Below are 22,374 nucleotides of genomic sequence, written 5' to 3'. Positions count from 1 at the left end.
GGCGGTTGTGGTGGCTCGTGGGAGTGGACGCTGATGAGTGGTAGACCTTGGCCCGACTTCCGGCCCGGGCCCCTCGGGGCCGTGGGGGCCTGGTGGCGGCGGCGGCAGGAGCGGCGGGGGGAGGACTTCACGTTCGTCCCGCCTTCCTCCTCGCACCAGCACGTCTTCGAGACGCCGTTGCCCAGTGCCGTCTACGGGTTGGACTTCCGGGCGAAGTTCACCGTGCACTGGCGCCTCGACCTGACCACCGGGGCCCGGCACAACTCGCCGCGCAGCGCCGCGATCAACGACATCGTCAAGCGCGCCCGGCAGATCACCGAGCGCGCCATGCTGGTGCACCACGCCCCCCTCCAGTTCCAGCTCGGGGACGAACTCGCCGCCGAACGGCAGGTCGAGGGCACGCACGTCTGGGCCCGCGCCGAAGGCGTCGAGCTGACCGTGGACGAAGGCGACCTCGAATCCGCGCGCAAGCACATCGAGCTGCTGCGCTCGACCACGGTCCGCCAAGCCGAGCGGGACGCCGAACGGGCCGAGATCCGGTACCTGCGTGACGAAGTCCTCACCGACCTGTCCACCGCGACCATCTGGTGGCTGCACCGCAACGGCTACCAGGTCGAGCAGGCCGTCGCCCTCTCGCAGCACCTCGGCGAACTGGTCCGGATCGCCGCCCAACGCCGCGACCAGCACTGGGCCGACACCCTCGTCACCAGCTTCGAGACCGCCCTGCCCCGCCTGTCCGACGGCCACCGCACCGAGCTCAAGCAGCACCTCGCCAAGGCCCTGGGCATCTACGGCGGCACGACGGTCGCCGAGGAGTTCGCCGAGCAGGTCGGGCTGCCCCACCACAACACCCCCGAACTGCCCCACCACGACGCCCCCGAACTGCCCCACCACGGCCTGACCCAGAACAACGGGGCCAAACCGCTGCCCTGATTTCTCTACTGTGGTTCCCGTGAACCACAACCTGACCGAGGCGCGCGGCGCGGCGGTGGCGGGCGCGTTGCGCGTGCTCGCCCGTGTCACGCCGTTCGTCGAGCCCGAGCTGATCGGCCTGCGCGACATCGTCAAGCCCGGCGACACGTGCCTCGACATCGGCGCCGCCCTGGGCCTCTACACGGTGTCGCTGTCCCGCCTCGTCGGTCCACAAGGGACAGTCCACAGCGTCGAGCCGCTGGTCTTCGCGCACCCCGCGCTGTCGTACCTGCTGCGCCCGCGCGAGGGCCGCAACATCGTCCGGCACTCGGTGGCGCTGGGCACCCGCGAGGGCAAGGACGTGATGAGCGTCCCGGTGCGCCACGGCCTCCCCGTCACCGGTCGGTCGTTCCTCACCGCGGGCGCGGACGGGCTCGGGTCCAACGCCGAGTTCGCCGAGCACCTGGAGGTCGTCGTCCGCACCGACACCCTCGACCGGTTCGTCGCGGCCAACGGCATTGACCGGCTGGATTTCGTCAAGGCCGACGTGGAAGGCGCCGAACTGCGCGTCCTGCAAGGCGGGACCGAGACCATCGAGAAGTTTCGACCAAAACTTCTCCTGGAGATCGAAGAACGGCACGTGGAACGGTTCGGATACCGCGCGGAGGATGTCGCGGACTGGCTCGCGGAACGCGGCTACCGCATGCGCACCTGGCAGCGCGGCGCCTGGCGACAGGTCCACCGCATCCGCCCTGACCTGCGAAATTACCTGTTCACGGCCCAGTGAAAGGCGGAAGACCCCGGTCCCTGGGGGTGGACCGGGGTCTTCCTGCGGACCGGTCTACGTGCCGTAGACCTCAAGTTCGTACAGTGAGTATCCGTAACCCGTGGCGCGTTGGATACCGGTCATTCGTACGAATCGTGCGGCAGTTGGAGTGAACGACACCACGTCCTGTCCACCGTTTCCCGCACTTGTCGTGAATACCTCGCGCCAGTTGGTGCCATCGGGTGACACGTCGATTCGGTACGACCTGGCGTGCGCCGCCTCCCAGGACAGCACGACCCGCCCGACCACGCGCGAGGAACCCAGGTCCACCCGCAGCCACTGGTCGTCGCTCCAGTCGCTGGCCCACCGCGTGTCCGGCTTGCCGTCGACGGCGTGCGCCGGCGGCGAGTGGTACCAGCCGCGCTCGTAGCTGCTCGCCGCCGCCGAGGACCCCGCGGCCAGGTTGGTCACCGCCGCGCCCCGCCGCGCGGGGAACTGCACGACCTGCTGGTACGTCGGCCGGTTCTGCCAGTGGATCTTGTCGTGGGTGATGCCGCCCATCGCCCGGTGGATGATGGTGTCGGCGCACCACTGGTCGCCCGCCGCGCAGTCGCCGTCCGCGGGGTACACCGCGGCCGCCGGCACCGCCACGGCCTGCGCCAACGAGTCCAGCAGCACCTCCCGGCACGTCGCCAGGACCCCGCCGCCGCAGTACTTCGCGCCCAGCGGACCGGCCACGCCGTCACCCAGCACCGCCCGCAGGTCCTTGTCCACGTAGCTCCACCAGCCGTACTGGAACGCCGAACCCTTGTGCGGCGCGGCCCCGTGCTTGTCCGACGGCGGCTCGTCCACCGAGATCGCCCGGGTGAGCTGCGCGTAGAGCGGTTCACCGAGCCCCGGCTGGAACTCCGCCTTCACCAGCAACGGCCACCACGCGTCCAGGATGCGGATCGCCTCGGCGTGCGCGTAGGTCTTGCTGCCGCGCGCGGTCTCCTTGCGCAGCGACCCGGACCGCTGCCAGTCCCGGAGTTTCGTCACGGCGGACGCCAGCGCCGGGTCGGTGATCGCGGCGGTGTCGAGGACCCGCAGGACGTCCGGCAGCACCTGCTCGGCCCGCAGGTCCGCCACGCCCGCCTCGGCCATCGCCCGGGTCAACGACGTCCGCGTCACCTTGCGCCCGCTCGACAGCAGCGCCTTCACCCGGTCGTCGAGCAGGTCGCCGCGGTGCACGGACCCGTTGCCGTAGCCCGAAGCCGAGTAGTCCAGCGCCTGCTTGTTGTTCCACGAGATGTAGTAGTCCTGGTTGACCGAGTTCGGGTGCTGCGCGAACGGCGTGTAGGCGGCCGTGTTGCGGTCGGGGTCCCAGCCCTCCCACTCGTTGGCCTGCACCGCGTGCACCGGCAGGTGCGGGTCCACGTGGGCCTTGCGCACCGGGTTCGCGCCGGAGTTGAAGTACGCCGTGTCCCGCGCGTCCACGTAGAACCAGTTGAACGCGTACCCGATGTGCTCGGCGGCGCGCTGGAAGTCCTGCGCCGACCGCACCGCGCCCGGGTCGTTGAACTCCTGGAACCCGATGATCGAGTCCACCTCGTGCAGGTACGTCGAGCGCAGCGACGTGTACGCCACGTGCTTGCCGCCGACCTGCGCCCGGCTCTGCACCAGCCCGTACTTCGTGCGGTACATGACCAGCGTGTACGAGCCCGCCGGCGTCGGGTCGGCGACCGTGGACTTCCACGAGTTCTTGCGCTCGATGCGCTCCATGGGCAGGCACTCCGCCCGGAACCGGTAGTGCAGCGACGCCGCCGACGCCGGCCGCCCGTCGGGTTCGCACAGCTCCACGGCGTAGGTGTCGGTGATGTCCTGGCCCGCCGAAGTCGCGCTCCACGAGTAGTCGATGCCGCGCCCGAGCTGCACGTACATGCTCACGCCCGCGAACGACACACCCCGCGCCCGCAGGCCCGGCCCGTTCAGCTCCTGCAGCATCAGCAACTGCGGCGCGAAGTACCCGGTCTGCGGCCCCCACACGGCGATCGGGTTGCCGGTGTCGGTGTGCGCGCCGGACACCGCCAGGGCGTTGGACATGCCCTGCTTCCTGCTCAACAGGTCCTTGGGCAGCACGCCGTCCTTGAAGATGCCCCGCACGGCCTGCAACTCGGCCGGGACCTCCACAGTGGACTGCGCGGAAACGGCCTGGTCGTACACCATCCGCTCCGGCGTCACGACCCCGCCGTCCGGCAGCGCCACGCCCTGCGGTGCGGAAGGCGTTGTGGCGTAGGGGAACCGCTGCCCGTCGTGCAGGGTCAGCACCGACTCCGGGTCGTTCTGCTCGCGGAACGACCGCCAGACCCGGTCGCCCGCGGCCGCGCCGTAACGGTTCTGCGCGGCCAGCTTGACCAGGGCGTTCTGCACCTCGCCACCCCCGCCCGCGCCGAACAGGCCGCCCACCACGGCCGCGATGGCGACCAGGTCGGTCGGCTGGAACGGTCGGATGTCGTTCCAGTTGGTGATGGCGTCGGCGTGCCCGGTCAGGACGTACTCGCCCGGGAAGTACCGGCCGTTGACCGACGCCGTGATGTAGGCGTTGATGCCGGCCACGTAGTCCTTGACGTCCTGCAACGCCTGCTGCCCGCGCGGACCCCGCGCCGCCACCTGGTCGATCTGCCGCTGGAGGTCGGCCTCGGTGTACGGGATCTGGTTGAAGAAGCTCTGCTCCAGCGCCCGGTTGCCCTCGGCGCCGCCGGCGAACCCGGTCAGCTGCCCGCGCCCGAGGTGGCGGAACAGGTCCATCAGCCACAGCCGGTCCTGCGCGGCGGCGTAGCCCGCGCCGAACTCCGTGCCGGACCGGGTGGTGCCGTAGATGTGCGGCATCCCGATGCGCTTGTCGCGGATGATCGTGACGTCCGCGCGCGGCTTGATCGTGCTCGCGACCTGGTCGGCCGGCACGCCGAAGGAGGCGTCGTTGAAGAAGGTGGCGAGCTGGTCGTTGGTCAGGCCGGCGTAGCCGGAGACCAGCGCGTCGTACTTTCCGAGCTGGTCGGCGGAGTGCGCGGGCCGGGTGCCCAGCGCCTTGTGGGCCAGGATCTCGGCGAGGGTGGCGTTGCCGTTCTGGCCGGGCGGTAAGACGTCGTGGCACTGGCCCAGGCAGTAGTCGTCCGGGGCGAACGCGGTGGTGCGAGGCGAGGCCTCGGCGGCGGGGACGGTGACGGCCGTGGCGAGGAGTGCGACCACGGCCAGGGATCGGGCGGCTCTCCGCATGGCGCGAAGCTCCTTCCAGGCAGGGTTCGTGTGACGCACGTTACTCACAAGTAAAGATTCGCGAAAGTGCTTCGCGTTTACCCGTCACTCCATCGAACGGGTGTCGGTCGTTGCCAAGAAGTCCCGACAATGGGAAAACGTTCCACGTGATGCGTCGACGAACCCTGCTCGCCGGCGTCGTCGGCGCCGGCTTCCTGACCGCCACCCCGGCGCACGCGACGCCCGTCCTGCCCATCCGGAGTTGCGCCGACTGGTCGGCCCGGCCACCCGCCGCCGCGCCGACCGTGCTCGCCCAGCGCCCGGTCCGCATCCTCGTCCACCACACCGCCACCGAGAACACCCCCGACGTCAGCCAGGAGCACGCCTACGCCCACGCCCGGTGGATCCAGGACCTGCACATGGACACCAACGGCTGGATCGACTCGGGGCAGCACTTCACCAACAGCCGCGGCGGTTTCCTGATGGAGGGCAGGCACGGCAGCCTGGCCGCGCTGCGGTCCGGCGACCGCGTCGTCGTCGGCGCGCACTGCCCCGGCCAGAACAGCGCGGCCATCGGCATCGAGAACGAGGGCAATTACATGGCGGTCGAGCCGCCGGTCCTGCTGTGGGACTCGCTGGTCTCGTTCTGCGTCCACACGTGTGAGCAGTACGCCATCCCGCCCAGTGAGATCTTCGGCCACCGCGACTACCGCGACACGCTCTGCCCGGGCGACAAGCTCTACGCCCTCCTGCCACGTCTGCGCCAGGAAGTTGCGCGCGTTCTCGGCTGATCTCCGGTATTTCCTGGCAACTGTGAACAGGCTGTTCCGAGGGTCATCCGTGGTGAGATAACGGTGAATTAACGTCAGCTTGCGTGTTCGTGCGCGAGGCTGAGCGAGTACGAACACGAAACGCCAACGCGGGGAGGCGTCGTGATCAAGGTGATGCTGGCCGATGACGAAGACCTCGTCCGGTCCGGCCTTCGCATGATCCTCAACAGCGCAGGCGACATCGAGGTCGTGGCTGAGTGCGACGACGGGCACCTGGTGGCCGACCTGGCCCGCCAGCACCGCCCGCACGTCGTGCTGCTCGACATCCGGATGCGGTCCTCGGACGGCCTGACCGCCCTGCGGCGGTTGCGCTCGATCCCGGACGCGCCCCGGATCGCCATGCTGACCACGTTCGACGTGGACGAGTACGTGTCCGAGGCGCTGCGGTTGGGCGCGTCGGGCTTCCTGCTCAAGGACACCGAACCCGAGCAACTGGTCCGCGCGGTCCGCGACCTGGCCTCGGGCGGCGCGGTCCTGGACCCCGGCGTGGCGGCCAGGGTCCTGGCGGCGGTGGCCGACGGTGAACGGGCCGCCGAGCCCGCGCGCCGCCTGCTCGCGTCGCTGTCGGAGCGGGAGCGCGAGGTGCTCGTCCTGATCGGGCAGGGCATGTCCAACGCGGAGATCGGCGGGACGCTGCACCTGTCCGAGGCGACCGTGAAGGGGTACGTGTCCTCGGTCCTGGGCAAGATCGGCGCGGTGAACCGGGTGCAGGCCGCTCTGGTCGCGTTCCGGGGCGGGCTGATCGCCTAGCGCTCCTCGAAGAGCCGGTGTTTCTCCGCGGTGTGGGGCCGCGGGGGAGTACCGGCTTTTTGCCGCCGTCGCGCGCCTGCCGACGTCAGGTGCCGCCGACGATCTCGGCGACGCTGGGTTCCACCTCGACCCGGTTGCGCCCGTGGCGCTTGGCCCGGTAGAGCGCCATGTCGGCGGCGGCGAAGAGCTGGTCCAGCTTGGCCGGCCCGGCGGCGACGCCGATGCTGACCGTCGGGCGGCGGGTCGTGCCCAGGACCATCGTCCAGTCGTGGCAGTCCACGGCCGCCCGGATCCGCTCGGCCACCACCGGTCCCACGTCGCGGGCGTTGCTGTCCGTGTCGCCCAGCAGCACCACGAACTCGTCGCCGGCCCACCGGGCGACCAGGTCGTCCGCCCGGCACTCGCGCCTGAGGAGCTGGGCGATCTCCCGGAGGGCCGCGTCCCCGGCGGCGTGGCCGGCGTCGTCGTTCACGCCCTTGAACCAGTCCACGTCGACCAGCACCAGCCAGGGCACCCGGCCCCGGGCGGCGGTCGATTCGAGCAGGCCCGCCGCGGCGCGCTCCAGGCCGAGGCGGTTGGCGAGCCCGGTCAGGGGGTCGCGGGCCGCCGCTTCCTGGGCCGCCACGGCCAGCCGTTGCGCCTGCACCGCCACGCGCCGCTGCTCCAGCGCCTGGGCGAGGCCTTCCTGCAACGTCTCCGTCGCGGTCTTGCTCGCCGCGACCGAGCAGCGCAGGGCCGCGGCCTCGCCCACGTGGTCGTTCATCTGCGCGCAGATGTCGGCCAGGTCCAGGGAGAACCTGAGCAGCAGGGACGCGTCGTTGATCGCCTCGGCCGCCGCCACCGCCCGGCTGGCCAGGGTGCGGGCCTCGACCAGGTCGTCCTGGTCGCGGCGCACGACCGCGAGGACCCAGTTGGCCACCGCCTGGGACCAGCGGTCGCCCGCCTCGGTGGCTTGGCGCAGGGTCTCCCGGGCCGCCTGCTCGGCCTCGAACAGCTCGCCGACGCCGGCCAGCGACCGGCTGTAGGCCCCGAGGAGGGCGCGGCGCATCTGCTCGTCGGTGGTCAGCTCCAGGCCTTCGCGCAGGTGCTCGCGGGCCTCGGCGAAGATCGCCGGGGCGCGGTCGGGCGGGGAGGAGATGGCGCGGAAGTTCAGCGTGCCGCCCAGGCCCTGGAGGCAGTGGCCGAGCACCTCGGGGACCTCCGCCCGGCGCGCCACCTGCACGGACAGCCGCAGCATGTCCACCGCCGCCCGCCGGTTGCCGATGCCCTCCAGCAGGTAGGCCAGGGCGTGCATGGCCTGCGCGGCGGCGGGGTTGTCGGCGTTCTCGCCGTCCAGGTCGGTCCAGCCCTCGGCGGCCAGCTCCAGGGCCAGCGGGATGCGGCCCAGCCGCCACGCCAGCTTCGCCCGGTTGACCAGCACGGCCGAGCGCGTCCACCGGTCGGCGCCCGGCGGGATGCGGCTGACGACCTGGTCGAACAGCGTGTTGGCCTCCGGCAGGCGGCCAGCGTTCAACAACGCCTTGACCTCAAGGTCCAGCTGTGGCACCGCTACCAGCGGATCTCGCTGCTCCACCCGTGTCGACACTCCATTCCGGCTCGGTGGGCGGGTACGCGGGACCGCCCACCAGCGGTACGGCTTAGACAGGCTACCGGGACGGACGCCGTGTGTACCGCTCCTGGTGCAGGACGTCGTCCAGCGGCAGCCGGTTCCGCCACCCGTGGCGCTCCAGGTCGGGGGTGTCGGGCAGGCACGCGACCGGGCCGACGCACAGCCACGCGACCGGGCGGACGGTGGCCGGGATGTCCAGCAGGCGGCGCAGCTCGTCCTCGCGGTAGAAGCTCACCCAGCCCACGCCCAGCCCCTCGGCGGTCGCGGCGAGCCACAGGTTCTGGATGGCCAGGCACACCGAGTACAGCCCGGCGTCGGCGATGGCGTGCCGGCCCAGGACGGCGGGCGACCCGCGCTCGGGGTCGTAGGTGACGACGATGCCGAGGGTGGACTCCATGATCCCCTCGACCTTGATCCGCGCGAACGTCTCGGCCCGCTCGCCGTCGAGTTCGGTGGCGAACACGCTGCGCTCGGCCTGGACGTGGTCGCGGAACGCCCGCCGCGTGTCCCGGTCGCGCACGACGATGAAGTCCCACGGCTGCGACAGGCCCACGCTCGGCGCCGCGTGGGCGGCCGTGAGCACCCGGCGCAGCACGTCGTCCGGGATGGGGGCGCCGGTGAACTCGCCCCTGGTGTCCCGGCGGCGGTGCAGTACGTCGTAGAAGCTCATTCGGAGGATCGTGCCTCACGCGATCAGGCGAACCGCACGTTGAGGCGGTGGCGTGCGTCTCACGTGCGTGCCGACGCGGGGTTCGCTGCCGAGCGGCTGCTCGGCCGGCTGTCGTACCCGCGTGCGAAAATGGTGTCGGGGGCCGGAGGCCGCACCCCCACAAAACGTCCGCCGCCGCCGAGCCGCCGCCGCCGAGCCGCCGCCGCCGAGCCGCCGCCTGCCAATCGCCGCCGACGCCGCCTACCGCCGACCCCGCCACCACCGCCGGCTGGACCGCGCAGCCCCGGCCCCGGCCCCGCACCCTGCCGGTTCGCCCCACTCGGTCGGCGGAACCTGTCCACGCGATCAGGTGAACTCCGCCGTCGTGCGGTGGCGGGTGTCTCCATCGCGCGTTGAATGGCGGGTCATGCCGAGGATCGGAAGCGCACCCGGGTCCGCGCTGGGCTTCGCCGGCGGTGTCGTCGCGACCGTCGTCGCGGGCAACTGGCCGCTGCCGGCGCTGGTCGCGCTGGTGGCCGTGGTGGTGGCGGTGTCGTTGGTGACCACGCCGTTGGGCGCGGCGTTGACCGCCCTCCAGTGCTGGGGCCTGTACGGGAGCTTCGTCGTCGGCGCCGAGGGGCACTTCGCGCCCGACTGGCCCGCGTTGGCGGTGCTGGCGGCGGCCGGCACCGCCTCGCTCAGCGGCCTTGCGAGGGGTAGGGCAGCAGTGCCATCTCCCGCGCGTTCTTGATCGCCGTCGCGACCTGGCGCTGTTGCTGCGGCGTCAACCCGGTCACGCGGCGCGAGCGGATCTTGCCGCGGTCGGAGATGAACTTGCGCAGCAGCGCGACGTCCTTCCAGTCGACGGTGGTCACGCCCTCCTTGCGCAGGAGGTTGACCCGCTTCTTGGGCGTGCGTTCGGTCCTGGGCACGTGCGTCCTCCCCTACCAGCTCGACTTGGTGACACCCGGTAGCTCACCTTTGTGCGCCATCTCCCGCAACCGGAGGCGGGACAGCCCGAACGCCCGGAAGTAGGCGCGCGGCCGGCCGTCCACGGTGTCGCGGTTGCGCAGCCGGGTCGGGCTGGCGTCGCGGGGCAGGCGTTGGAGCGCGAGCTGCGCCTCGGCGCGCCGCGCGGGGTCGGTGCGCACGACCTCCTTGAGCTGCGCCCGCCGCTCGGCGTGCCGGGCGACGACCTCGCGGCGCTGCCGGTCGCGGGCGATCTTGGACTTCTTCGCCATCAGCGCTCCTCCTTGAAGTCGACGTGCCGGCGCACCACCGGGTCGAACTTGCGCAGCACCAGCCGGTCCGGGTCGTTGCGGCGGTTCTTGCGGGTGACGTAGGTGTAGCCGGTGCCGGCGGTGGAGCGGAGCTTGATGATGGGCCGGACGTCGGTGCTCTTGGCCATCAGACCTTCTCCCCCCGGGCGCGCAGCTCGGCCACCACGGACTCGATGCCGCGCCGGTCGACGGTCTTGATCCCCTTCGCCGACAGCGTCAGCACGACGAACCGGTTCTCGCTGGGCAGGAAGTACCGGCGGCGCTGGGTGTTGGGCAGCCAGCGGCGGTTCGTGCGCCGGTGCGAGTGGGAGACCTGCTTGCCGTAACCGGGTTTGCGCCCGGTCAACTGGCAGTGGCGGTGGGACACGCGGCACCTCTCTTTGAAACGACAACGGTTTTCATCTACTGTAGCGCAAATGGAAACCGTTGTCGTTCTGGTGGCCGGCGGGCACGGCGTGGCCACGTCCCTGTGGTGCGCCTCGCCGGGCGCCGTGCTCGTCCGGTACGACCTGGCGGGCCTGCGCTCGGGCGTCGTGCGGCGGTGGGTGGACGGGTCGCTGGAAGTCCTGGAGCTGGAGCACGGCTGCGTGTCCTGCACCCTGCGCCACGACCTGCTGCCGCTGCTGGACGCGCTGGGCGGGCACGTGGTCGTGGACCTCGACCCCGCGCTGGAACCGGAGGCGGTCTGCCTGGCGCTGGCCGACCGCCCGGTGCGGGTGGCGGCCGTGGTGACGGCGGTGGACGCGGCGACCTGGTTGGCGGAGGCGACCGGGGACGAGGAGCTGGTGTCCGACGTGCCGGGCGACGAGCGGACGTTGGCGCAGGTCGTGGTGGGCCGGACCGAGTTCGCGGACGTGCTGGTCGTGGTCGGCGAGCCGGACCCCGCGCTGGACGCGGTGCTGGACCGGCTCTCGCCCGGCGTGCCGCGGGTGTCCCTCGCGGACCTGCCCGCCGCCGTGGCCGGGTTGCGGCGGGTGCCCCGGTTCGACCAGGTCACGGGGTCCCTGCTGCGCGGCGCGCCGCTGGACCCGGCCGGGGACGTCGGGGTCGTGCACTTCGTGGCGTCACGGCCGTTCCACCCGATGCGGCTGCACATCGCGCTGGACGTGCTGCTGGACGGCGTCGTGCGCGGTCGGGGCCGGTTGTGGCTGGTGAGCCAGCCGGACGCGCTGCTGTGGCTGGAGTCCGCGGGTGGCGGCCTGCACATGGGCGAGATCGGGCGGCGGACCGGTGGCGTGCAGGAGATCGTCGCCATCACGTGGAAGGCGGCCGAGTTCGAGATCGTGTCGGCCCTGCGCGAGGCGCTGGTGACCGACGAGGAGTGGGCGTTGGCGGACGAACTGGACTTCGTGGACCCGTTCGCCGAGCACGAGATGGAGGAGCTGCAGTGAAGAAGGGCATCCACCCGGACTACCACCCCGTGGTGTTCCAGGACTCGGGCACGGGCAAGGCGTTCCTGACCCGTTCGACGGCCACGTCGTCGCGGACGGTGGAGTGGGAGGACGGCCGCACGTACCCGTTGATCGTCGTGGACGTGACGTCGGACTCGCACCCGTTCTGGACGGGCTCGCAGCGGGTCGTGGACACGGCGGGGCGCGTGGAGAAGTTCAACCGGCGGTACGGGAAGAGGGCGCGCTGATGGCGGTTCCGAAGCGGAAGACCTCGCGGAGCAACACCCGGCACCGGCGTGCCCAGTGGAAGGCGGCGGCGCCCGACCTCGTGCCGGTGAAGACGCTCGACGGGCGGGAGTTGCTGGTGCCCCGGCGACTGGTCGCGGCCTACCGGCGCGGACTCCTCTGACCCCGGAGCTGGGTCTCACCGTCCGGGGAGTCGCGCCACTGCGCGAAGGCGCGGTCCAGGGTCCACCCGCCGTCGTGGGTCAGGACCCGGTGTTCGCAGGTCTCCAGGTTGGACAGGGATTCGAACAGCTCGACGCTCCAGCCGAACAGCCGCCGGCACAGGAGCCGGATCGTCAGGCCGTGCGAGACGATCAGGGCCGTGTCAGGGTGGTCCGGGTGGGCCATGCGCGCCTCCAGGTCCACCAGGAACGCGGCCAGCCGGTCGTCCACGTCCGCGCCGGACTCGCCGTTGGGCAGGCGGAAGAAGAAGTGGCCGAAGGCGTGGCGCTGGTGCTTCAAGACCTCCTGTTGCACGGGGTCCTGGAGGTTGCCCCAGTCCTGTTCGCGCAGGCGGGGTTCGGCGACCACGCGTTCGGCCTGCTCGCCGAGGGCCAGGCCGCGCAGGGTGGCCCGGGTGCGGACGTACGGGCTGACGTAGACGGCCACTGGCGCGCCGGCCAGCAGTTCCTTGATCCTGGGACCGGCCTCCACCGCCTCCCGCTCGCCCCGCGGGGTGAGCGGGAGGGCGTGGTCGGGTATACGGCAGTACGCCAGTTCGTCGACGTTGCCCAGGCTCTGCCCATGGCGCAGCAGGATGATCCGCACCCCGCCATCGTGCCGGTGTTACAGTCCGGCGGCGAAACCGGACGGAAGGTGTCACATGATCAAGTACATCGCGCTGTACCGGAAACCCTCGGACCCCGAGTCCTTCGACGAGGCCTACTTCGCCTCCCACCTGCCGCTGGTGCGCAAGACTCCCGGCCTGCTCAAGGCCGAGGTCGCCAAGGTCGGCCGCGTGTTCGTGCCCGGCTTCCTCGGCGAGCGGGAGCCGCACCTGGTGGCCGAGATGTACTTCGCGTCCGAGCAGGACATGAAGGCCGCGTTCAAGTCGCCCGAGTGGCAGGCCTCCGGGGCCAACCTGACCGAGATCGGCGGGATGGAACTGGTCGCCATGTTCGCGGCGGAGGTCGTCGAAGCATGATCGCGGTGGTGATCGGTGGCGGCACGATGGGCGCGGGGATCGCGCACCTGCTGCTCGCGGGCGGGCACGAGGTGGTGCTCGCCGAGTCGTCCGCGGACCGGGTGGTGACCGCGCGGTCGGCCGTCGCGGCGTCGCTGGCCAAGGCGGCCGACCGGGGCAAGCTGGCGACCTCGCCCGACGAGCTGCTCAAGAACCTGACCGTGGTCGAGCAGTTGGCCGCCGTGCCGGCCGACCTGGTCGTGGAGGCCGTGCCCGAGGACGTCGAGCTGAAGCGGCGCGTGCTGGGCATCGCCGCAAACGCTTGCCCCGACGCGGTCCTGGCCTCCAACACGTCCTCGCTGTCCATCACGGCGCTCGCGCAGGGCCTGCCCGCCGAACGCGTGATCGGCATGCACTTCTTCAACCCGGTGCCCGTGCAGCAACTCGTGGAACTGGTCGTGCACGACGCCGTCGCGCCCTCGACCGTCGAAAGCGCCCGCAAGTGGGCCGAGGAGCTGGGCAAGACGGTCATCGAGGTCCGCGACGCGCCCGGTTTCGCCACCTCGCGCCTCGGCGTGGCCGTCGGCATGGAAGCCATCCGCATGCTGGAGGAGGGCGTCGCCAGCGCGGAGGACATCGACACCGGCATGCGCCTGGGCTACGGCTGGCCGATGGGTCCGCTCAAGCTCACCGACCTGGTCGGGCTGGACGTCCGCCTGGCCATCGCCGAGCACCTGGCCGCCGAGCTGGGACCGCGCTTCGAGCCCCCGGCGCTGCTGCGCGAGAAGGTCGCGCGCGGCGAGCTGGGTCGCAAGACCGGGCAGGGCTTCTTCACCTGGTAAGCAGGACGGTGTGCTGATCCGAGAGCTCACCGGGGCCGACGCCGACGAGGTCCGCCGACTGCGCAAGGTCGCCTTCGGCGCCACGTCCGAGGAGGACCCGGTCCGCCCCGGCCGGCGCGGGCTGCTGGCCGAGGTGGACGGCCGGCCCGCGGCGGTGCTCACGATCACCGGGTTCCACCAGTTCTTCGGCGGCGCGCCGGTGCCCATGGGCGGCATCGGCGGCGTCGCCGTCGACCCGTCGGCGCGCGGCCGGGGCGTGGCGAGCGGACTGCTCGACCGGACCCTGGCCGACCTGCGCGAGCACGGGCAGCCGCTGTCCGTCCTGTACGCGACGGTGCCCGCGCTGTACCGGTCGCGCGGCTGGGAGCGGGCGGGTGTGTTCGAGTGGATCGACTTCCCGATCGACCGCCTGCCCACCGGCCCGGCGGCGGCGACCCGGCCCGCGACCGAGGCCGACCTGGACGCGCTGCACGCCTGCTACGTCGATCTGGCGTCCACGGTGAACGGCCTGGTGGACCGCTCGAAGCCGGGCGTGGACGTGGCCGACGTGCTCACCCTCGACGTGGTCACGGTGGTGCCCGGCCACGACGGCGAGGTGCGCGGCTTCCTCACCGCCGAGCGCAACCGCGAGGGCCTGCGCGTGTTCGACCTGGTCGGCCGGGACCGCGACACCCAGCTCGGGCTGCTGCGCGCGCTGGGGAGCTGGGCGGGCCTGCTGGACCAGGTGTCCCTGCGGGTGACCGACCCGGCCGTCCCGGGCCTGCTCACCAACCAGGCCATCCGGTACACGGTGACCACCTCGGCGTGGCTGCTGCGGGTCGTGGACCTGCCCGCCGCCGTCGCCGCCCGGGGCTGGCCCGCCGCGGCGGCGTTGCGGGACGCGGCCGTGGACCTGGAGGTCGTGGACGACCACGCGCCCTGGCACGCCGGCCGGCAGCGGCTCGTGGTGGAGGACGGCGCGGTCCGGGTCGAGCCGGGCGGCGCCGGCGCGGTGCGGCTGCACGCCCGCGCGCTGGGGCCGTGGTTCAGCGGCATGCAGGACACCCACGCCCTGCGCCGCGCCGGCCTGCTCGACGGCGGCGGCGACGCGGCCCTGCTGGACCGCCTGGCCGGCGCGCCCGGCGTGCCCCGGCTCGCCGACTTCTTCTAGGAGCCTCCGATGTGACCGGACGCGGGGGTGTCGCCTAGCCTCCACCGGTGCTGACCGCGCTGGAGCTGATCGGGATCGCCGCGTTCGCCGCCTCGGGCGCGCTGGCCGCGGTGCGGTCCCGGTTGGACGTGTTCGGGGTCATCGTGCTCGCCCTGACCACCGCGTTGGGCGGCGGGACCATCCGGGACGTGCTGCTGGACGTCACCCCGCCCACCGCCCTGGTGACGTGGCCGTACCTGGCGGTCGCGGGCGGCACGGGACTCGTCGTGTTCCTGTTTCACCCGACGGTGGCGAAACTTCGCCGATCCGTGTTGGTGCTGGACGCCGTGGGCCTGGGCTTGTTCGTCACTTCGGGCACCTCGACGGCCCTCGCGTTGGGCGCTCCTCCCTACGCCGCGTGCCTGGTCGGGATGACCACGGGCATCGGCGGGGGCGCTCTGCGGGACGTGTTGCTGCGCGAGATCCCCCTGGTCCTGCGCCGCGAGATCTACGCCGTGGCCGCCCTGGCCGGCGCGGTGATCGTCGCGCTGGGTGACTACGCGGGCCTCCCGGCGGAGGCAGTGACGATCACCGGATCGGTGGTCATCATGGGGTTGCGCATACTGGCTCTCTGGCGCGGGTGGAACGCCCCGACCGCGCCAAAACTTGACGGTGTTTGATGGCCGCGCCTTCGGCACGGCGGTCAAGTCGCCTGGCGGCCGGTCGTCCGCGGCTGATCCCGTGCCGATCGGAAGAGCGCTGATCGGCACGGGGTCAACCCCGGACGACCGGCGCGACTTGACGGTTAGCTCACATGCCCTTCTCAGGCCGCTCTCAGGACGAGAGGCAAAACTGATCCCATGCGCATCCTCGTTGTCGACGACGACCGGGCCGTGCGTGAGTCGCTCCGCCGCTCACTGCAGTTCAACGGCTACCAGGTGGACCTGGCCGGTGACGGTCAGCAGGCCCTGGAAGCGGTCGTCGCGCAGCGTCCCGATGCGATGGTCCTGGACGTCATGATGCCCAGGCTGGACGGGCTGGAGGTGTGCCGCCGGCTGCGCAGCACCGGTGACGACCTGCCGATCCTCGTCCTCACCGCGCGCGACGCCGTGTCCGACCGGGTGTCCGGCCTCGACGCCGGCGCCGACGACTACCTGCCCAAACCGTTCGCGCTCGAAGAGCTGCTCGCCCGGCTGCGGGCGCTGTTGCGCCGGGCCGCCGCCGACGCCGCCGAACCCGCGGGCACCGTGCTCAGGTTCGGCGACCTCGAACTGGACCCCAACACGCGCGACGTGCGGCGCGGGGACCGGCCGATCAGCCTCACCCGCACCGAGTTCGCCCTCCTGGAGCTGTTCCTCGCCCACCCCAAGCAGGTGCTGACCCGCGGCCGCATCCTGGAGGACGTCTGGGGCTACGACTTCCCCACCTCCGGCAACGCCCTGGAGGTCTACGTCGGCTACCTGCGCCGCAAGACCGAGGCGGACGGCGAGCCCCGCCTCCTGCACACCGTGCGCGGCGTCGGGTACGTGCTGCGGGAGACCCCTCCGTGATCGGTACCGCCAACGGGCGGTTCCAGCGGGTGTCGCTGCGCGCCCGGGTGACCCTGCTGGCGGCGTTCTGCGTGGCGGGCGTGGTGGCCGTGGTGTCGCTGGGCGCGTACATGACCGTCAGCACGAACCTCGACGAGCAGCTGGACGACAACCTGCGCCAACGCGCCCGCGCCGCCGTCACCGCGCCCCGCGTCAACACCGACGTCACCGAGCTGCCCGGCGCGTTCCTCGCGGCGGGCGACGTGCGCATCGGCCTGCTCGGCGTGGACGGCCGCATGCTCTACCCGACCGGCACCATCGCGCCGCCGACCAGCTCCGGCGACCTGGAGGTGGCCAAGGGCACCCGGCTGGAGAACATGTGGGACGACCACCGGACCGGGTTCCGGGTCATCTCCGTGCCCTACGAGGACGGCCGGGCGATGGTGATCGCCCAGTCGATGGCCCCGCTCAACCAGACCCTGGGCAAGCTGTCCGTGGTCCTGTTCGTGATCAGCGGCATCGGCGTGCTCGTGGCGGCGGCGGCCGGCACCGCCGTGGCCCGCACCGGCCTGCGCCCGGTGCAACGCCTGACCGAGGCCACCGAGCGCGTCGCGATGACCGGTGACCTGCGGCCGATCCCGGTGACCGGCGACGACGAGCTGGCCCGCCTCACCCAGCGGTTCAACGCGATGCTGGCCGCGGTGGCGGACTCGCAGGAGCGCCAGCGCCGGCTCGTCGCCGACGCCGGTCACGAGCTGCGCACCCCGCTGACGTCCATGCGCACCAACCTGGAACTGCTGCTGGCCTCCGAACGCCCGGACGCCCCCACCCTCTCCGACCAGGACAAGACCGAGATCCACGCCGACGTCCGCGCCCAGCTCGACGAGCTGACCACCCTCATCGGCGACCTGGTCGAACTGGCCCGCGAGGACGCCCCGCAGGTGGTCCACGAGCCGGTGGACCTGGTGGAGGTTGTGGAGCGCGCCCTGGACCGGGCCCGCCGCCGCGCCGCCTCGGACGTCCACTTCGACGTGCGTCTCCAACCGTGGACGCTCCTGGGCGACTCCAGCGCGCTGGAACGGGCCGTGCTCAACCTCCTGGACAACGCGGTGAAGTTCAGCCCGTCCGGCGGGGTCGTGCGGCTGGAGCTGCGGCAGGTGGGCGACGGCAGCGTGGCGCTGGAGGTGGCCGACTCGGGCCCGGGCATCGCGGACGCCGACCTGCCGCACGTCTTCGAGCGCTTCTACCGCTCGTCGGAGGCCCGCACCCTGCCCGGGTCGGGCCTGGGCCTGGCGATCGTGAAGCAGGCGGCCGAACGGCACGGCGGCGCGGCCTACGCGGGCCGGGCCCCCGAGGGCGGCGCGCTGTTCACCCTGAGACTGCCCGGTCGCCCGTGACGGCGTAGCGGGCGACGATCGCGGCGGCGCGGTCGTGCAGGTAGGCGCGCAACCACTGCGGTTCCAGGGCCTCGGCCTGACCGGAGAGCTGCCACAGCGCCCACTGGGCGTGCCGCCGGTCCTGGAAGGTCACCTCCACCCGCAGCCGGCCGTCCGCCTCGACCTGTTCGGAGAGCACGGCCAACGCGGTGCCCACCAGGTCCTCCCGCCGGGCCGGGTCGAGCCGCACCAGCACGGCGACCTGGTCACCGCCGGTCCGGAACCGCGTGCCGCGCTCCCGCCACGCCCGGTCGAGGTCCACCCGCTCGGGCCGGCGCGCCGGTTCGGGCAGCTCCTCGGCGGCCGACACCCGGGACAGCCGGTAGGTGCGGTCCGCGCCGTCCCGCGTGGCCAGCAGGTAGCCCTGGTCCCGCACGGTGACCAGGCCGATCGGGTCCACCGTGCGCCACCGCGGCGCGTCGCCCGCCGCCGCGTACCGGATGCGCAGCCGGTTCCCGGCCAGCACCGCACGCCGGACCTGCGCCACCACCGCGTCCGGCACCTCGTCGGCGACCACGCGGCGGGACAGCAGGTCGGTCTCGGGGTCGATCAACAGCCGCTCGGCCACGCCGGCGGCGGTGTCCCGGTGGCTCTCGGGCAGCGCGTCGACCACCTTGAGCACGGCCGACGCCAGCGCCGAGCCGAGCCCGAACACCTGCGCGCCCCGGCGGGACCCGGCGACCAGCAGGGCGAGCGCCTCGTCGTGGTTGAGCCCGGTGAGCCGCGTCTGGAACCCCGGCAGCAACGCGAACCCGCCGTTGCGCCCGCGCTCGGCGTACACCGGGACGCCCGCGGCGGACAGCGCCTCGATGTCGCGCAGCACGGTCCGGGTGGACACCTCCAGCTCCCGGGCCAGCGTCGTCGCGGACAGCCGGCCGCGCTGGCGCAGCAGCAGCACCAGCGACACCAGGCGGTCCGCACGCACGGGAAAACCCTAACCAATACCCGACACAGGGTGTCGTGATTCGTTGCGAGGCTTGGCGCAGTCGATGAACCGAATGGAGATGTCGTGGCAGTGCAGCGAACGGCGGTCAACCCGTGGGACTGGTCGGTGGCGATGGGGTTCAACCAGGGCGAGGTCGTCACCGGCCAGACCCGCACCCTGTACTGCTCCGGGCAGACCGCGATGAACGCCGAGGGGAAGCCCGAGCACGCCGGTGACCTGGCGGCGCAGCTCGCGCTGAGCCTGGACAACCTGGAGGCGGTGCTCGCCGAGGCGGGCATGTCCCTGGCGAACCTGGTCCGGCTCAACGTCTACACCACCGACGTGGACCTGCTCTTCCAGCACTACGGCGTGCTGGCGGCCCGCTTGGGCGCGGCGCGGGTGGCCCCGACCACCACGATGCTCGGCGTGACGCGGCTGGCGGTCCCCGACCTGGTGGTCGAACTGGAGGGGACCGCCGTCGCGTGACGGGCCCGGGGAGCGGGTCCCGCCCGCTCCCCGGCTAGCTCTCCACGAACCGCTCGGGCACCGGCTCGGCCAACACCCGCCGGGTCGTGTCGAGCCCCCAGGCGTCCAGGCGGTCCAGCCCGTCCGACGACCCGCGCAGCCCGCCGTACGCCGACACGTGCCCGGCCCACTCCTCCCGCCGCTCGACCTCGGGCCGCGCGATCAGGCAGTCCGGGTCGTTGACCCAGAACCGCCCGTGCTGGAACGCCCGCGACACCCCGTTGAGCACCGCGCCGCGCTGCGACGGCTGGGCGACGTCGCCGTTGCCCGGCTCGTACTCGGGCGCGATGTCCGGGCTGACCCGCATCGCGTCCACCAACCCGATCGACGGCAACTGCGGCGCGCCGCACCCAAGCAGGTACGCGTCCCCGATGGCCGACCGGACCAGCTCGACACCGCGCCGGTAGGCCTCGATCGGCGACACGTCCTCGTGCCGGCGACCCGGCAGCGCGGCGGCGTACAGGAAGTCGATCTTGTGGAACGAGACGCCCCACGACCGGAACGCCGTGAACACCTCCCGCAGGTGCTCGATCGCCCCGGGATGCGTGGTGTCCAACGCGTACAACGGCTGGTTCCAGTTCCGCCCGGCCGACACGAACGACCCGTCACCCGCCCGCACCAGCCACTCCGGGTGCTCCGCGAAGAGCCGCGACCGCCGCCCGACCAGGAACGGCGCGGTCCAGATCCCGGCCCGCCGCCCGGTCCCGGTGATCCGCTCGAAGACGGCGGGAACATCGGCGAACCGCCCGGACGGCGCCAGCCAGTCGCCGATCTCCGCCTGGTACCCGTCGTCCACCTGCACCACGTCCACCGGCAGGTCCAGCGCGTCCAGCAACGCCAGGTTCCGGTCCACGTCGGACTCCGTCACCTCGGTGAAGTACTGGTACCACGAGCACCAGATCGTCGGCGCGGGCCGCGGAGCGCCCAACCCCAACGCCTTGACCACGTCGTCGGCCCACCGCGCGAACGCCCGCGGCACCGACGCGGCCTCCACCCGCACCTCCACCGGCCCGTCCGCGTACACGACCACGCGCTGGTCCACGTAGGTGGCCTTGATCGACGGCACCGCCTCGGTGGGCGACGCGGCGGCCACCACGGTCACCGGAGCGCCGTCGCCCGGGTCCACCGCCAGCAGCCCCTCGCCCCAGAACCCGGCCGGGAACGACTCGGCCCGGTAGTTGCCGATGCGGTGCTCCGGCGCGACCCAGCGGTGCGGCGCCTGGGTCAGGGAGTACCCGGTGGACGGGGACCACGACTGCCACCCCTGCTCGTGCACCCGCGCGCACCGGGGGTCCACCGGGATCTCGGCGACGATCCTCATGCCTACCCCTTCGTCGATCCGAGCGTGAGACCACCGATGAACTGCCGTTGCAGCACGAAGAACACCACCAGCGTCGGCAGGGCGACCAGCAGCGACCCGGCCGCCACCAGGTTGTTGTCGGTGAAGAACGTGCCCTTGAGGTTCTGCAGCGCCGAGGTGATGGGCATCTTGTCGCCGGTCTGGATCAGCACCAGCGCCCACAGGAAGTCGTTGTAGATCCAGGTGAACTCCAGCGTCGCCAACGCGGCCAGCGCGGGCCGGCACAGCGGCAGGACGACCTGCCAGTACTGCCGGAACACCCCGGCGCCGTCCACGCGGGCCGCCTCGCCCAGCTCGTGCGGGATCGTCTTCATGTAGTTGCTCAGCACGAACACGCAGAACCCGGACTGGAACGCCACGTGGATCAGCACCAGCCCGACCTGCGAGTCCAGCAGCAGCCCGGAGTCCGAGAGCCACTCCGGCACCTCGACCAGCAGGTACAGCCGGTACAGCGGGGTCACGACCACCTGTTGCGGCAACAGGTTGCCCGCCGTGAACAGCATCAGCAGCGCGATGTTGAACCTGAAGCTGAACCGCGAGACCCCGTACGCCACCATCGAGCTGAGCAGCAGCACGAACACCAGCGCGGGCACGGTGATCAGCAGCGTGTTGAGGTAGTAGTGCGGCAGGTCGGCCTGGGTCCAGGCGTCGCCGAAGTTGTCCAGCGTCAGGCTTTCCGCCCACGAGAAGTACCCGTTGCGGTTCGTGTCGTCGTAGGTGCGCAGCGACGCGTACAGCGCCCACAACAGCGGGGCGAGCGTCACCAGGCAGGTCAGCGCGAGGAAGACGTGCAGGGCCACCCGGCCGGGTCGGATCGTCACGCCCGCTCCTCCTTCCGGAACACCTGGAACAGGTAGGTGACGATGAACCCGAGCGAGATCAGCAGCAGGACCACCGCGAGCGCGGACCCCCACCCGATCCGGCTGGACTCGCCGATGATGTTGTCGGTCACCAGCACGGACAGCAGCTCCAACCCGTTGCGGCCCTTGTTGACCACGTAGACGATGTCGAACGCGCGCAGCGCCTCGATCACCGTCACCACCAGCACCACGATGTTCACCGGCTTGAGCACCGGGAACGTGACGCGGGTGAAGGTCTGGAACGCGTTCGCGCCGTCCAGCGCGGCGGCCTCCTTCAACGCCGGGTCCACCGACTTCAGCCCGGCCAGGTACAGCAGCATGATGTACCCGGTGTGCCGCCAGGCCGCGGCCACCAGCACCGCGTACAGGTTGATGTCCGGGTCGCCCAGCCAGTTGGTCGGGTTGTCGTCGGCGGTGCCCAGCAGGTTGTTCAGCAGTCCCTGCTCGGGCTGGTAGACGAGCTGCCAGATGAACCCGACCAGCGCCAGCGACAGCACCATCGGCAGGTACAGCGCGCTCTGGTAGAGCCGTCCGAAGCGGAGTTCCCGGTCCAGCAGCACCGCGAGGAACAGACCCGCGACGGTCGGCAGCACGAGCAGGAACGCCAACCAGATCAGGTTGTGCCGCAACGCGGGCCAGAACCGCGGGTACCGGGTGAAGATGTCGACGTAGTTCTGGAAGCCGATCCACTGGATGTCCTCGAACCCGCCGATGCCGTCCCACGAGCTGAACGACAGCGCGACGGACCCGAGCGCCGGCACCCACACGAACAGGACGTGCACCAGCGAGGGGATGCCGAGCATGAGTCCGAGGGCGAGCTTGTCCCCGGGCGGCAGCGCGGTCGCGCGCCTGGTCCGGCGGTGCGGCGGGGGAGAGGTCGCCGCCGCGCCGCCGGGGTCTGTGTGGTCGGGAGCCTGGTCCTGCACCGCGGTCACGCCG

The 22,374-nt window shown here is 72.0% G+C and carries 27 protein-coding genes; 15 read left to right on the top strand and 12 right to left on the bottom strand.

Going from position 1 to position 22,374, the window contains the following annotated elements; genetic code table 11:
- Positions 1-33 precede the first annotated feature (33 nt).
- Together AB0A74_RS03955 and AB0A74_RS03950 are read left to right on the top strand one after the other, a co-directional pair.
- Positions 34-933 carry a hypothetical protein gene (locus AB0A74_RS03955; protein WP_358247375.1) on the top strand — a complete coding sequence of 300 codons (900 nt, stop codon included), beginning with the start codon at positions 34-36 and terminating at the stop codon, positions 931-933.
- A gap of 19 nt (positions 934-952) precedes the next feature.
- Entirely contained in the window at positions 953-1,699 is a 747-nt protein-coding gene (locus AB0A74_RS03950) for an FkbM family methyltransferase (protein WP_358247374.1), read from the top strand.
- A gap of 54 nt (positions 1,700-1,753) precedes the next feature.
- Here the strand turns inward: AB0A74_RS03950 and AB0A74_RS03945 are convergent, their stop codons facing one another.
- A complete protein-coding gene (locus AB0A74_RS03945; RefSeq protein ID WP_358247373.1) occupies positions 1,754-4,933 on the bottom strand; it encodes a penicillin acylase family protein in 3,180 nt (1,059 codons plus the stop codon).
- A 149-nt stretch (positions 4,934-5,082) separates the two neighbouring features.
- Here AB0A74_RS03945 and AB0A74_RS03940 point away from each other — a divergent pair, with 149 nt between their 5' ends.
- Together AB0A74_RS03940 and AB0A74_RS03935 are read left to right on the top strand one after the other, a co-directional pair.
- On the top strand, positions 5,083-5,703 hold the full coding sequence (locus AB0A74_RS03940; protein ID WP_358247372.1) for a peptidoglycan recognition family protein: 621 nt from the start codon (positions 5,083-5,085) through the stop codon (positions 5,701-5,703).
- Between the two features lie 141 nt (positions 5,704-5,844).
- Positions 5,845-6,492: a response regulator transcription factor gene (locus AB0A74_RS03935; RefSeq protein WP_309114946.1), complete on the top strand. Its 648-nt coding sequence runs from the start codon at positions 5,845-5,847 to the stop codon at positions 6,490-6,492.
- 85 nt (positions 6,493-6,577) lie between these two features.
- Here AB0A74_RS03935 and AB0A74_RS03930 read toward each other — a convergent pair whose 3' ends face one another.
- Both AB0A74_RS03930 and bluB read right to left on the bottom strand, forming a co-directional pair.
- Positions 6,578-8,038, bottom strand: coding sequence for a GGDEF domain-containing protein (locus AB0A74_RS03930; RefSeq protein ID WP_358247371.1), 1,461 nt, complete (start codon positions 8,036-8,038; stop codon positions 6,578-6,580).
- A gap of 100 nt (positions 8,039-8,138) precedes the next feature.
- Positions 8,139-8,771: a 5,6-dimethylbenzimidazole synthase gene (gene bluB, locus AB0A74_RS03925; protein WP_358247370.1), complete on the bottom strand. Its 633-nt coding sequence runs from the start codon at positions 8,769-8,771 to the stop codon at positions 8,139-8,141.
- Between the two features lie 406 nt (positions 8,772-9,177).
- On the opposite strand from bluB, the gene AB0A74_RS03920 reads away from it, so the two are divergent.
- Complete coding sequence (locus AB0A74_RS03920) at positions 9,178-9,501, top strand: hypothetical protein (RefSeq protein WP_343932693.1); 324 nt, start codon at positions 9,178-9,180, stop codon at positions 9,499-9,501.
- On the opposite strand, the gene rpsR is transcribed toward AB0A74_RS03920, so the two are convergent.
- From rpsR to rpmB, 4 genes are read right to left on the bottom strand one after another with little or no spacing between them, the layout of a single operon-like run.
- Complete coding sequence (gene rpsR / locus AB0A74_RS03915) at positions 9,449-9,682, bottom strand: 30S ribosomal protein S18 (protein ID WP_309114942.1); 234 nt, start codon at positions 9,680-9,682, stop codon at positions 9,449-9,451. The two genes, AB0A74_RS03920 and rpsR, sit on opposite strands and share 53 nt — an antisense overlap.
- 12 nt (positions 9,683-9,694) lie before the next feature.
- Complete coding sequence (gene rpsN, locus AB0A74_RS03910; protein ID WP_358247369.1) at positions 9,695-9,991, bottom strand: 30S ribosomal protein S14; 297 nt, start codon at positions 9,989-9,991, stop codon at positions 9,695-9,697.
- Positions 9,991-10,158, bottom strand: a complete 168-nt coding sequence (gene rpmG / locus AB0A74_RS03905) for a 50S ribosomal protein L33 (protein WP_033439124.1) — start codon at positions 10,156-10,158, stop codon at positions 9,991-9,993. The genes rpsN and rpmG overlap by 1 nt, the downstream gene beginning before the upstream one ends.
- Positions 10,158-10,397: a 50S ribosomal protein L28 gene (gene rpmB / locus AB0A74_RS03900; RefSeq protein WP_343932690.1), complete on the bottom strand. Its 240-nt coding sequence runs from the start codon at positions 10,395-10,397 to the stop codon at positions 10,158-10,160. The genes rpmG and rpmB overlap by 1 nt, the downstream gene beginning before the upstream one ends.
- Positions 10,398-10,446: 49 nt before the next feature.
- On the opposite strand from rpmB, the gene AB0A74_RS03895 reads away from it, so the two are divergent.
- The 3 genes from AB0A74_RS03895 to rpmF are packed head-to-tail and all read left to right on the top strand — an operon-like array spanning position 10,447 to position 11,830.
- A complete protein-coding gene (locus tag AB0A74_RS03895) occupies positions 10,447-11,421 on the top strand; it encodes a GTP-binding protein (RefSeq protein ID WP_358247367.1) in 975 nt (324 codons plus the stop codon).
- Positions 11,418-11,669, top strand: a complete 252-nt coding sequence (locus AB0A74_RS03890; RefSeq protein ID WP_343932688.1) for a type B 50S ribosomal protein L31 — start codon at positions 11,418-11,420, stop codon at positions 11,667-11,669. The genes AB0A74_RS03895 and AB0A74_RS03890 overlap by 4 nt, the downstream gene beginning before the upstream one ends.
- A complete protein-coding gene (gene rpmF, locus AB0A74_RS03885; protein WP_121223277.1) occupies positions 11,669-11,830 on the top strand; it encodes a 50S ribosomal protein L32 in 162 nt (53 codons plus the stop codon). Before AB0A74_RS03890 ends, rpmF begins: the two co-directional genes overlap by 1 nt.
- On the opposite strand, the gene AB0A74_RS03880 is transcribed toward rpmF, so the two are convergent.
- The gene (locus tag AB0A74_RS03880; RefSeq protein WP_358247366.1) at positions 11,809-12,474 is read right to left on the bottom strand and encodes a histidine phosphatase family protein; all 666 of its coding nucleotides are present in this window, start codon (positions 12,472-12,474) and stop codon (positions 11,809-11,811) included. The two genes, rpmF and AB0A74_RS03880, sit on opposite strands and share 22 nt — an antisense overlap.
- Positions 12,475-12,529: 55 nt before the next feature.
- Here AB0A74_RS03880 and AB0A74_RS03875 point away from each other — a divergent pair, with 55 nt between their 5' ends.
- The 6 genes from AB0A74_RS03875 (at position 12,530) to AB0A74_RS03850 (ending at position 17,726) form a co-directional block, all read left to right on the top strand.
- Complete coding sequence (locus tag AB0A74_RS03875) at positions 12,530-12,850, top strand: EthD family reductase (protein ID WP_358247365.1); 321 nt, start codon at positions 12,530-12,532, stop codon at positions 12,848-12,850.
- Complete coding sequence (locus AB0A74_RS03870; protein WP_358247364.1) at positions 12,847-13,671, top strand: 3-hydroxyacyl-CoA dehydrogenase family protein; 825 nt, start codon at positions 12,847-12,849, stop codon at positions 13,669-13,671. Before AB0A74_RS03875 ends, AB0A74_RS03870 begins: the two co-directional genes overlap by 4 nt.
- A 10-nt stretch (positions 13,672-13,681) precedes the next feature.
- The gene (locus AB0A74_RS03865; protein WP_358247363.1) at positions 13,682-14,821 is read left to right on the top strand and encodes a GNAT family N-acetyltransferase; all 1,140 of its coding nucleotides are present in this window, start codon (positions 13,682-13,684) and stop codon (positions 14,819-14,821) included.
- A 47-nt stretch (positions 14,822-14,868) separates the two neighbouring features.
- Positions 14,869-15,480 carry a trimeric intracellular cation channel family protein gene (locus tag AB0A74_RS03860; RefSeq protein WP_358247362.1) on the top strand — a complete coding sequence of 204 codons (612 nt, stop codon included), beginning with the start codon at positions 14,869-14,871 and terminating at the stop codon, positions 15,478-15,480.
- Positions 15,481-15,660: 180 nt separating this feature from the next.
- On the top strand, positions 15,661-16,350 hold the full coding sequence (locus AB0A74_RS03855) for a response regulator transcription factor (protein ID WP_358247361.1): 690 nt from the start codon (positions 15,661-15,663) through the stop codon (positions 16,348-16,350).
- Positions 16,347-17,726 carry a HAMP domain-containing sensor histidine kinase gene (locus tag AB0A74_RS03850; RefSeq protein WP_358247360.1) on the top strand — a complete coding sequence of 460 codons (1,380 nt, stop codon included), beginning with the start codon at positions 16,347-16,349 and terminating at the stop codon, positions 17,724-17,726. Before AB0A74_RS03855 ends, AB0A74_RS03850 begins: the two co-directional genes overlap by 4 nt.
- On the opposite strand, the gene AB0A74_RS03845 is transcribed toward AB0A74_RS03850, so the two are convergent.
- Positions 17,698-18,690 (bottom strand): WYL domain-containing protein, encoded by a 993-nt coding sequence (locus AB0A74_RS03845; RefSeq protein WP_358247359.1) that lies wholly within the window; start codon positions 18,688-18,690, stop codon positions 17,698-17,700. The genes AB0A74_RS03850 and AB0A74_RS03845 overlap by 29 nt on opposite strands.
- Before the next feature lie 90 nt (positions 18,691-18,780).
- Here AB0A74_RS03845 and AB0A74_RS03840 point away from each other — a divergent pair, with 90 nt between their 5' ends.
- Positions 18,781-19,176, top strand: a complete 396-nt coding sequence (locus tag AB0A74_RS03840) for a RidA family protein (protein WP_358247521.1) — start codon at positions 18,781-18,783, stop codon at positions 19,174-19,176.
- Positions 19,177-19,210: 34 nt separating this feature from the next.
- Here AB0A74_RS03840 and AB0A74_RS03835 read toward each other — a convergent pair whose 3' ends face one another.
- From AB0A74_RS03835 to AB0A74_RS03825, 3 genes are read right to left on the bottom strand one after another with little or no spacing between them, the layout of a single operon-like run.
- Entirely contained in the window at positions 19,211-20,536 is a 1,326-nt protein-coding gene (locus tag AB0A74_RS03835; protein ID WP_358247358.1) for a glycoside hydrolase family 36 protein, read from the bottom strand.
- A gap of 2 nt (positions 20,537-20,538) precedes the next feature.
- Complete coding sequence (locus tag AB0A74_RS03830; RefSeq protein WP_358247357.1) at positions 20,539-21,396, bottom strand: carbohydrate ABC transporter permease; 858 nt, start codon at positions 21,394-21,396, stop codon at positions 20,539-20,541.
- The gene (locus AB0A74_RS03825; protein ID WP_358247356.1) at positions 21,393-22,370 is read right to left on the bottom strand and encodes a sugar ABC transporter permease; all 978 of its coding nucleotides are present in this window, start codon (positions 22,368-22,370) and stop codon (positions 21,393-21,395) included. The genes AB0A74_RS03830 and AB0A74_RS03825 overlap by 4 nt, the downstream gene beginning before the upstream one ends.
- Positions 22,371-22,374 lie beyond the last annotated feature (4 nt).

The organism is Saccharothrix sp. NPDC042600 (assembly GCF_040647305.1).
GTDB classification, from domain to species: domain Bacteria; phylum Actinomycetota; class Actinomycetes; order Mycobacteriales; family Pseudonocardiaceae; genus Actinosynnema; species Actinosynnema mutabilis.
Note: the sequence above shows the minus strand (reverse complement) of the source record. Positions and strands in the feature narration are given on the sequence as shown.